The sequence below is a fragment of the Pedobacter aquae genome, assembly GCF_008195825.1.
Lineage (GTDB): Bacteria > Bacteroidota > Bacteroidia > Sphingobacteriales > Sphingobacteriaceae > Pseudopedobacter > Pseudopedobacter aquae.
The window spans coordinates 1280346-1291260 of record NZ_CP043329.1; the positions used below are offsets into that span (position 1 = coordinate 1280346).

The following is a 10915-nucleotide window of genomic DNA, read 5'->3' on the forward strand; positions in this document are numbered from 1 at the left end:
ATATTTTAGCTTATCCACAAAGGCTATTTTCTCCACACCTCTTATACTATCAGAAAAAAACCTTACTTTTGAATCCCGTACAAAAAGATTTAGAAAAAAGGCATTTTTCGAGCTCCAATTCTAAGTTTTTAAAGATTATCCACATACAATGACTAAGTATATTTTGTTACGGGCGGCGTTACATCGTCTTTAGGGAAAGGTATTATTTCCGCATCATTAGCTAAACTTTTACAAGCAAGAGGTTACAGCGTAACTATCCAAAAATTTGATCCTTATATCAATATTGATCCAGGAACGTTAAACCCTTATGAGCATGGCGAGTGCTTTGTAACTGAAGATGGTGCCGAAACAGATTTAGACTTAGGTCACTATGAGCGTTTCTTAAACATCCCAACATCGCAAGCTAATAATATAACTACAGGTAGAATCTACCAAAACGTTATCAATAAAGAAAGACAAGGCGAGTTCTTAGGAAAAACAGTACAAGTTATTCCGCATATTACCGATGAGATTAAACGCAATATGCGCTTATTAGGTGAAAGCGGTAATTTTGATATCGTTATTACTGAGCTTGGCGGTACCGTTGGTGATATTGAATCTTTACCTTACATAGAAGCTGTAAGACAGTTTAAATGGGAAGTTGGCTCTAATAATGCGCTAGTTATCCATTTAACATTAATTCCGTTTTTGGCTGCTGCCGGAGAATTAAAAACTAAACCTACACAGCACTCGGTTAAAATGTTGCTAGAGTATGGCATACAGCCAGATATTCTGGTTTGTAGAACAGAACACCACATCAGCCAAGACATCAGAAAGAAGATTGCTCAATTTTGTAACGTAAATTTAAATGCCGTTATAGAATCTATTGACGCAAGCACCATTTATGATGTGCCTTTGTTGATGTTAAAAGAGCAATTAGACCGTACAGTTCTAAGTAAATTAAAACTTCCTCTTAAAAATGAACCTGATTTAGAAAGTTGGAAAGATTTCTTAGGCAGATTAAAGAATCCTACCGCAGAAGTTAGAATTGGTTTGGTAGGTAAATATGTAGAGTTACCCGATGCTTATAAATCTATAACAGAATCTTTTATACATGCCGGAGCTTTTAATGAGTGCAAAGTACGTGTAGAGTGTATCCACTCTGAAGGTATTACAGAAGAAAACGTTAAAGCTAAACTAGGTAAACTGGATGGTGTTTTAGTAGCGCCAGGTTTTGGTGCCCGTGGTATTGAAGGTAAAATTACTGCTATAAAGTTTATTAGAGAGAACAATATTCCTTTCTTTGGTATCTGTTTAGGGATGCAATGTGCAGTTATAGAATTTGGAAGAAATGTTTTAGGACTAACACATGCCCATAGTACAGAAATGAACGAAGATACAGAGCATGCTGTTATTTCTATGATGGAAGAGCAAAAGAAAGTTACTTTAAAAGGTGGTACTATGCGTTTGGGTTCTTACCCTTGCGAGCTTAAAAAAGGCTCTAAAGCTTATAGTATTTACGGAAAATCTAAAATTACAGAGAGGCACAGACACAGATATGAGTTTAATAATGCTTTCTTAAAACAATATGAAGATGCCGGAATGATAGCCTCTGGTATTAACCCAGAGAATAATTTAGTAGAGATTGTAGAGTTAAAGAACCATCCATATTTCGTTGCTTCACAATTTCACCCCGAATTAAAATCAACAGTTGCTAATCCTCACCCACTTTTTGTTAAATTTGTCGCCGCTTCATTAGAACATTCTAAAAAGAAGCATTAAGAACAGCATATAAATAGATATAATGGATAGAAATACGTTTACAGGTTTATTCCTGATTTTAGTAATATTAGTTGGCTCAACATTTTTATTAAAACCATCTGAAGAGCAACTCAAAAGAGAAGAATTTGTACAAGACTCTATTGCTAAATCGAAAAAAGGAGTTAAACAACCTACTGTTGTAGCAAAAACTACGGCTACCTTACCTACAGATACCAACGCACAAAATCTATCTGTAGAAAAAGAGGAGATTTTAACCTTAGAGAATGATAAAATAAAAGTATTTATATCAACCCTTGGTGGTAAAGTTTCCAGCGTTGAACTTAAAAATGAAACAAATCAGCTTAATCAGCCAGTTGTATTATTTAATAAGCAAAACAACTTCGGAATAGAATATAGCCAAAACAATCAAAATCTTAATACAAGTAACCTTTTCTTTGCTAAAGAAGCTGTACAGGATAATAAGTTGGTTTTAAAAGCTACTCAGGCCGATGGTTCTTTTGTGAGTTACACTTATACTTTAGCTAAAGAAAGTAATAAAGTAGATTTTAAAATTAGTTTAAGCGGTTTTCAAAATAAAGTTAATGCAGATAAAGGCTTAACTATTAACTGGGCAGCAGAACTACAACAACAAGAAAAAGACATTAATAACGAGCGTATTTATTCTACCACTTACTTTAAAATAGCTAATGATGATGTAGACTATTTAAGTGAGACAGAAAGTGAAGAAAAGTCTTTTACAGAGGAAACCTTAGCATGGGTTTCTTTTAAACAGCATTTTTTCTCTGCTGCTTTAATGAGTAAAGATGGCTTTACAAATAGTACACTTAAAGTACAAACTATTGCCAATAACTCTGCTGTAAAAGCTTATCAAGCTAAATTAAACTTGCCGTTTAAAAACCAACAAGTCAACAATTACGAATTAGAATACTATTTTGGTTCTAATAAATTTTCTCAGTTAAGAGAACAAGGCAATGATTTAGAGAAGCAAGTAAAAATGGGTTGGGGCCCATTAAAATGGATTAACAGATACTTAGTTTTACCCGTTTTCAATTTCTTTGAAGGCTTTAACGTGAGCTATGGTATCATTATATTATTGTTAACCATCATCTTAAAAACGGTATTATTTCCGTTTACTTATAAATCATACTTATCAATGGCTAAAATGAGAGTTTTAAAGCCAGAGATGGATGAGATAAAAAAGAAAGTTGGTGATGACAACCCTACCCTTTTACAACAAGAATACTTAAAACTATACAAGCAAGCTGGTGTAAACCCATTAGGCGGGTGTTTACCTTTATTATTCCAGATGCCTTTTATATTAGCATTCTTTTATTTCTTCCCTAACCTGTTTGAACTAAGACATGAGAGCTTCTTATGGATGAAAGATTTATCTACTTACGATGAATTAATCACCTTTGCTCCTATTCCGCTTTTAGGTTGGAGTCATATCAGCTTAATGTGTTTATTGATGACCATTTCTACCTTGATTTATACTTATTTCAACAATCAGGTTTCTGGTGCACAAGGACAAATGAAGTATATTGGTTATATAACACCTATCATTTTCTTTGGTGTCTTAAATGCTTATCCAGCTGGTCTTAACTACTATTATTTCTGTGCTAATATTTTAACCTTTGCGCAGCAGTATTTAATTAGATATTTTGTTGATGATGAAAAAATTCATGCACAAATTCAAGAGTTTAAGAAAAAGCCCGAAAGCGCAAAAAAGAAAAGTGGTTTCCAGAAAAAACTGGAAGATATGATGAGACAACAACAACAATTGAAAGAACAACAGAAAAAGAAAAAATAAGCTAAAGCCCCAATTAATTGGGGCTTTTTCTTTTTCCCATTCAAGATTATTTTCCACACTTGTGGATTTATAACCCCAACACAAATAATAGAAGGTCTTTTAGCATGATTAAAATGATATGAATAAATAATTAAAATTACTTCATATTAAATTTAACTTAATTGACATTCTATCAAATAAAAGGCACTTAAATAAAAAAATATTTATTTAAGAAGTGTTTTAGTTAGCTTTTTCTAAAATAATAATAAAGTTGATTTAGCACTTAAATAATTAGTTATGACTTATAGATTAATATGTTTAAAAATATAAATCTAAAGGCATCATTTATGCGTAAGGGTTTGTATATTTAAATTAATTTTTATGAAACTAATGGATAAGGCTCAAAATACTTCAAAGAAAAAAATTCTTTTGGTTGATGATGAATTAGCTATTTTGAAATTATTAGAATTCATATTAAAAGATGAGTACGAACTAATAACTAGAAATAATGGTTTTGATGCGCTTAGCTGGTTAGATAATGGAAATATTCCAGATTTAATTATTTCAGATATGGAAATGCCTTATTTTGATGGTGCTGATTTAGTTAAATCTATTAAAGTAAGTGGTTTTTATAGAGAAATTCCTATTATTGTATTATCAGGTTCAGAATCTTTAGAAAATATCAAAGCTAAAATACCTTATGATATTAGTGGACTCATGGCAAAGCCTTTTAATCCGGGATTATTAAAGGAAAAAATTAAAACCCTGCTTAATTAAAGAATGCAATTTCAAGATTTTAAAGATTCCTCATATTTAAATAATCCATCAAAAATTAGTATTCTTTACTATGCTGATATTTATAAAAATGATATATCAGAAACCTTTAATGATGAATCATTTGAAATCTTAAGCTTTTCTAGTTTAGCAGAATTACAGAGCGCTACGCAAAAACTTACTATAAACGAACTTAACAGTACTATTCTTTTAGAAGTAAGTCAGCAAAATATTAATGAAGCTGTTGATTTTATTGAGTCTCTAAAGAAGAACTGGCTTACCAGAAATCTTATTGTTTTCTTTCTTCTCCATGAAAACGATAATCAGTTATTTCAAATCGCATTAAAATTAGGAATAAGTGATTGCTATAAACCAACTATAAATTTTAATGACGTAAAAGAAAGACTAAGATTTCTTACATTTTATAAATTATTACGCTCTCAGGTTAGTAACATATCCGAAACACCTTCGGTAGAATATAAAATCCCTTTTAGTAAAAGATTAATAGACATTATTTTATCACTTTCAGCTTTAATTTTTTTAAGTCCGTTTTTTTTAATTATATCCCTACTTATCAAATTAGATTCAAAAGGTCCTATATTTTATATCAGTAAAAGAGTTGGTACCGGTTATAAGATTTTTGATTTTTATAAATTTAGATCGATGCGACAAGATGCAGATAAACTAGTTGCAGACTTAGCTAAGAAAAATCAATACGGAAATTCTGCTTTTTTCAAAATAGAAAACGACCCGCGAGTAACTAAACTAGGCAATTTCTTAAGAAATACTAGCATAGATGAGCTTCCACAGCTTTATAATGTTTTAAAAGGCGATATGTCTTTGGTTGGCAATAGACCTTTACCCCTTTATGAAGCAGAGCAATTAACAACCAACGAGTGGTCTATGCGCTTTTTAGGTCCTGCCGGATTAACTGGTTTATGGCAAATAAGTAAACGAGGAAAAAAAGATATGTCTGACAGGGAAAGAAAAAAATTAGATAATTTTTACGCGTCTAATTACTCAATTTGGTTAGATTTAAGGATTATTTTAAAAACCATACCTGCATTAATACAAAAGGAAAAAGTTTAATGATTAGAAACTTTAAAATATTACTACTATTCCTCATCATTTCTTTTGTTGTGCCTCTTAAGAGTAATGCACAAGAATCTGTTATTAAAGGAATTGATTATATTTTTTTAGATACACTTATTGAAAAAGCAAAAGTAAATTACCCAAGGAATAAGATTTTAAAAGCTAAATCAGAAATCGCGAAAAATGATATTGCGAAAAATAATTTTTCTTGGTTGGATGTATTAAACTTTACCTATTTATACAGACCTAATAACAACTCTACCATTAACCTTCAAGATCCAAATCTTCTAAATGGTTATCAGATAGGTGTCAACTTAAACTTAGGAAATGTTATAGCAAAACCTTTCACTATTAAAAACTCAAAGTCAACTTATAAAATTTCGAAATTAGAAGAAGAAGAATATTCATTAACTTTAGAAAGAGAAGTTAAGAACAGATATTATGAGTATTTAAAATATGTTAATTTATTAAAAATCAGTTCAAAAGCTACTCTAGATGCAGAATCTCTTTTAAAAGAGATGAAATATAAATATGAAAAAGGTGAAGTTAGTCTTGAAGTTTATACCAATGTTTTGCTAAATACTACTGATCAAAACAAAAGTCGTATAGAAGCAGAAGCAGAAGTTTTTAATGCAAAGGCCTTATTAGAAGAACTAGTAGGCGAAAAATTAGAAGATATTAAAATAAATGGACGTAATTAAGTTTCTAAAATATTTATATAAAAGAAAATATGTCTTAATTATCGTACCTATTATTACGGTTATTATCACATATTTTTTAGGTAAAAATATCTTAGATAATTATGTGTCTGAGGCTCAAATATCTACTGGCTTTGTAGATGAGTCTCAACAAGTACTACAAGAAAAGGAAACTTACGTTCAAGAATCAAGAATTTCACAAAGATTTAATAATCTCATAGAAATTATGAAGTTGAAACTGATTACCGATCAGATTTCATATAAGTTAATGCTTCATGATTTAACGAGTAAAAAGCCGTTTAGAAATTCTAGTCAACTTTTAAAAGAATTAAACGCTTCTGCCAGAAAACATGCTGTAGAAGTATATACTCAGAAATATAATAAAATGGAACCTTTATCTCTTTGGGATAAAGACCAAAGAGGCCTATATCAGGTTTTGGTTTCTATGAAATACGATGAGGAATCTTTAAATAAAAAGTTAAGGATTTATAGAAACACAGATAGTGACTTTATTATTGTAAGCTTTGAGTCTGAAAATCCTGAGTTATCCGCTTTTGTTGTAAATGCTATTTGCCAAGAATTCATCAAATATTACGCTTTCACAAGTAAAGAAAACGAAAATAAAGGGGTTGCTTATCTAAGTTCACTACTGGCTCAAAAAAGACAGTCATTAGATGAAAAAATGAGCCAGCTGAGGGATTATAAGATTAAAAATAATGTTATAAATCTTTACGAGCAATCTAAAATTCTCTATGGCGAAATTATGGATTTTGAGAGTAAAAAATTAGAAACTCAAAAAAGTATTGATTCTTACTCGCAAACACTTCAAAATATTAATGATAAATTTAACCCTACGGAGAAAAAATATTTAGAATCAACCTTATCAAAAATTAATAGAGAGATAGTTTCTACCAAAGAAAAAATAAAATCTATAACAGAAAAATACGTTCAAAGCTCTTTTAATCCTGTTTATAATAAAAGCCTAGACTCATTAAATAACATTTTAGCTAACCAAATTAATGATGCCTCTGATAAATACATTATAAGTCCTTTAAATACTAAAGAGAAGCTTATAACGGAAAAAATCACGCTTGAAATTACCGGAGATTTAGCTAAATACAGTTTAGCAACAATAGAAAACCATTTAAATAGTCTCAATCAAAAATTTAAAACTTTAGTTCCTTTTGATGCCGTTGTACAAACTTTAGAAAGAGATATTGAAGTTGCTAGTACAGAGTATTTGGATGTATTAAATAAATACAACCAAGTAAACATGCAAGCAAATTCTAATACTAAATTAAGACAGATTCAATTAGCGATGCCTGGTTTACCGCAGCCATCAAAAAAAATGCTATTGGTTATACTTAGTGGTATGATTAGCTTTATCTTTTGTACTTTAGTTTTCTTTATTCTTTTTGTTTTAGATAGATCTATAAAAAGTGTTGAGGAGTTAGAAAAAACTACTGAAATACCTGTTATAGGAGAATTAAGCTATTTAAAGAGTTTTACCGATTTAAAAGATATTTGGCTTAATAAAACGCCAGACCAAGACACACTAAACTTTAAGAATTTATTGAGAGCCATAAGGTTTGAGGTTAAAACCAAGATGCTTTATAATAATAATAAAGTTTTAGCTGTAACCAGTATGATTCCTAACGAGGGTAAAACCTTTTTCTCTTTGTCTCTAGCCTATTCTTTTGCCATGCTAAATAAAAAAGTATTGCTTATAGATGGCGATTTTGATAAACCTGATATTTCTGAAGCATCAAATCATAAAACTTATATTGAGGATTACGTAAAAGATAGAATTTTACCTGAGGATAATGCCATTACCATTATTGGCAATAAAGGAGGTGATTCTTCTTTGCTAGAAGTTGTAGAAGAGCATGTGATTGAGTCTATTTTTGAAGATTTTAAAAAGAAATTTGATGTTATTATAATTGATACCTGCTCTTTAAAAGTTTAAATAAAGCAAAAGAATGGATTATGTATGCTGATAAAAATATATCTGTATTTGAGTTTGGTAAACAAGTATATAGCCATTACAATAAAGACCTTGATTATTTAACTTCATTAGATGATAAATATATTGGTTGGATATTAAATAAAGTAAAAGAAGAGTCTAAGTTTTAAATAAAATTGTTTTGGATAATTTATTTGCGATACTTTTTGTATTCATTCAAATAATCATTGGAATTAATTTAGTTCTTCCACTTATACTTTTTATTTTTTGGAGATTTTTCGCTAATAAAAATAGCATTATACCATACGTAAAACACCAACAAGATTTTGCAATTATTGTTACTGCATATCAACAAACAGATTTAATTCCTGAAGTTGTAAAATCACTTCTAGCAATAGATTATGAGAATTATCATATCTATATAGTTGCTGATAATTGTAAAAAAAACGAAAACCTAAACTTTAACCATTCTTCTATTAGTGTTTTATATCCAGAACAAATTATCGCCAGTAATACAGGTTCACATTTCTATGCTATTAACCATTTTGTTCGTCAGCATGAAGCTTTAATGATTATAGATAGTGATAATATGGTTGATAAAAACATCCTTAAAGAAATCAACAACTATTTTCATGTAGGTTTTGAAGCTGTACAAGGTATTAGAGCAGCAAAAAACTTAGATACTATGATTGCCAAACTAGATGCAGCCAGAGACATTTATTATCATTTTTTTGATGGAAAAGTTTTGTTTCAACTAGGTTCTTCTGCTACCTTAGCAGGCTCTGGAATGGCTTTTACCGTTGATTTATACAAAAAATGCCTAGAAAATACCACAATTAAAGGAGCAGGTTTTGATAAAGTTTTACAATATCTTATTCTTTGTCATCAAAAAAGAATAGCTTTTTGTGAAACGGCTATTGTATATGATCAAAAAACATCACAATCAGATCAATTGGTTAATCAAAGGTCTAGATGGATTAATACTTGGTTTAGGTATTTTAAATTTGGTTTTAAGTTGATATCACAAAGCATTAAGAACTTCAATTTTAATCAATTTTTATTTGGGATTATATTATTACGCCCACCACTATTTTTATTGATTTTACTTTCAGGCTTATTTTTCCTCATCAATAGCTATTTATTAAACATAACAGCTATGATTATTTGGACGATTAGCTTTTTAAGTTTCATTATTACTTTTGTCCTCGCTTTAAACGTATCACATACAGATAAAAAGATTTATAAAGCATTATACTCAATACCTATATTTATTTATTACCAAGTAATATCTTTATTGAATGCCAAAAATGCTAATCAAAGATCTGTAGCTACTAAGCATCAGGTTGTTAAAAAGCAAGAATCGTAGATATGAAGTCAAATTTATTTTCTTCTGATATCTTTAGAATTATTATAATCACCCTTCTAGGTATATTATTGGCCTGGTTAGTTGGCTCATTAACCGTTAAAATGGAGCTCTTGGCTTTAGTTGTTACAATTGCCTTAGCATCAGGGATAGTTTACCTTGTCTTAGTATTTAAAGAGCCCAAAATTGCATTTCTTTCTTACGTTGTTTACTGTTTCATCATCTCCGGATTATTAAGAAATAACCCACAATTACCATTTGGGCCTGTAATGGAAGCTTTACTAGCACTTTCATGGCTTGCCATCATCTTTAATTATCCGAAATACAATTGGAGTAACCTTAATAACGACTACTGTATACTCGTATTGGTGTGGTTCATTATCAACATTCTAGAAGTACTAAACCCTGCTGATGCCAGCATTTTAGGTTGGTTAAATGAGATAAGATTTACTGCTTTAAATTGGCTTCTTGTAGCTCCTATTGCCTTTTTACTATTAAATAGAAGGAAAGACCTTAATATCTTTTTAGCCATTATTATCTCTATGTCTGTTTTAGCAACCTGTTATGGTTTAAAACAGTTATGGTTTGGCGTTTCTGTAGGTGAGCAAATATGGCTTGACGCAGGTGCAGATTTAACCCACGTTCTATTTGGTCAACTAAGAGTATTTTCTATGTATACCGATGCTGGACAATTTGGAGCATCACAAGCCCATGTAAGTTTGGTAGCGCTTGTTTTAGCTTTAGGTCCGTTTAAACTTTGGAAAAAAATTGCATTAGGATTAGCAGCAGGCATTCTTTTTTACGGAATGCTTATTTCTGGTACTCGAGGGGCATTATTTGCTTTAGCCGCAGGAGGTTTTTTTGCAATATTTTTAACTAAGAACTTTAAGGTTTTAATTCTTGGAACCATCATGTGTGTTCTTTTTTATGGATTTCTTAAATACTCTACCATTGGAAGTGGAAGCTATCAAATTAACAGGTTAAGAACTGCTGTAGACCCTAAAGATGCCTCTCTTAACGTAAGATTTAATAATCAGAAAAAATTGAGACTAGCCATGGAAGATTTACCTTTTGGTGGCGGTGTTGGTATAACTGGTGTTAATGGCGATAAGTATAATGCTGATAAATATCTCTCACATATACCGCCGGATAGTTATTGGGTAAAGATTTGGGTGATGTATGGTGTAGTAGGCTTAGTGGTTTGGTTTAGTATTGTGATGTTTATATTAGGAAAATGCTGTGGTATTGTGTGGAATTTACAAGATCATGGTTTAAGGGTAAAATGTATAGCTCTAACGGCTGGTACCGCCGGACTGTTTTTTTGTAGCTACGGTAATGAAGTTATGAACGGGCTACCATCATCTATGATGCTTTACATGTCATGGTCTTATGTAATACTTGCACCAAAGCTTGATAAAGAAACAGATGTAAACAAATATGTATAAATATGCCATTTGAAATTATAGCCTTACCTG

The 10915-nt window shown here is 30.6% G+C and carries 8 protein-coding genes and 1 pseudogene; all 9 read left to right on the forward strand.

The annotated features are described in order from the left end of the window. Positions 1 to 148: 148 nt before the first annotated feature. The 9 genes and pseudogenes from FYC62_RS05675 (at position 149) to FYC62_RS05710 (ending at position 10885) form a co-directional block, all read left to right on the forward strand. Positions 149 to 1761, forward strand: a pseudogene (locus FYC62_RS05675) (CTP synthase). A gap of 22 nt (positions 1762 to 1783) precedes the next feature. Next, a complete protein-coding gene (gene yidC / locus FYC62_RS05680; protein ID WP_149074252.1) occupies positions 1784 to 3571 on the forward strand; it encodes a membrane protein insertase YidC in 1788 nt (595 codons plus the stop codon). A gap of 360 nt (positions 3572 to 3931) precedes the next feature. After that, the gene (locus tag FYC62_RS05685) at positions 3932 to 4327 is read left to right on the forward strand and encodes a response regulator (protein WP_240534822.1); all 396 of its coding nucleotides are present in this window, start codon (positions 3932 to 3934) and stop codon (positions 4325 to 4327) included. Between the two features lie 3 nt (positions 4328 to 4330). Next, the gene (locus tag FYC62_RS05690; RefSeq protein WP_149074253.1) at positions 4331 to 5413 is read left to right on the forward strand and encodes a sugar transferase; all 1083 of its coding nucleotides are present in this window, start codon (positions 4331 to 4333) and stop codon (positions 5411 to 5413) included. Next, positions 5413 to 6117: a TolC family protein gene (locus tag FYC62_RS05695; RefSeq protein ID WP_149074254.1), complete on the forward strand. Its 705-nt coding sequence runs from the start codon at positions 5413 to 5415 to the stop codon at positions 6115 to 6117. Before FYC62_RS05690 ends, FYC62_RS05695 begins: the two co-directional genes overlap by 1 nt. Further along, positions 6104 to 8080, forward strand: a complete 1977-nt coding sequence (locus tag FYC62_RS05700; RefSeq protein ID WP_149074255.1) for an exopolysaccharide transport family protein — start codon at positions 6104 to 6106, stop codon at positions 8078 to 8080. Before FYC62_RS05695 ends, FYC62_RS05700 begins: the two co-directional genes overlap by 14 nt. A gap of 20 nt (positions 8081 to 8100) precedes the next feature. Continuing rightward, positions 8101 to 8247 carry a hypothetical protein gene (locus tag FYC62_RS17060; RefSeq protein ID WP_168199394.1) on the forward strand — a complete coding sequence of 49 codons (147 nt, stop codon included), beginning with the start codon at positions 8101 to 8103 and terminating at the stop codon, positions 8245 to 8247. An 11-nt stretch (positions 8248 to 8258) separates the two neighbouring features. Further along, on the forward strand, positions 8259 to 9443 hold the full coding sequence (locus tag FYC62_RS05705; RefSeq protein WP_149074256.1) for a glycosyltransferase: 1185 nt from the start codon (positions 8259 to 8261) through the stop codon (positions 9441 to 9443). 2 nt (positions 9444 to 9445) lie between these two features. Continuing rightward, positions 9446 to 10885, forward strand: a complete 1440-nt coding sequence (locus FYC62_RS05710) for an O-antigen ligase family protein (protein WP_149074257.1) — start codon at positions 9446 to 9448, stop codon at positions 10883 to 10885. Positions 10886 to 10915: the final 30 nt, after the last annotated feature.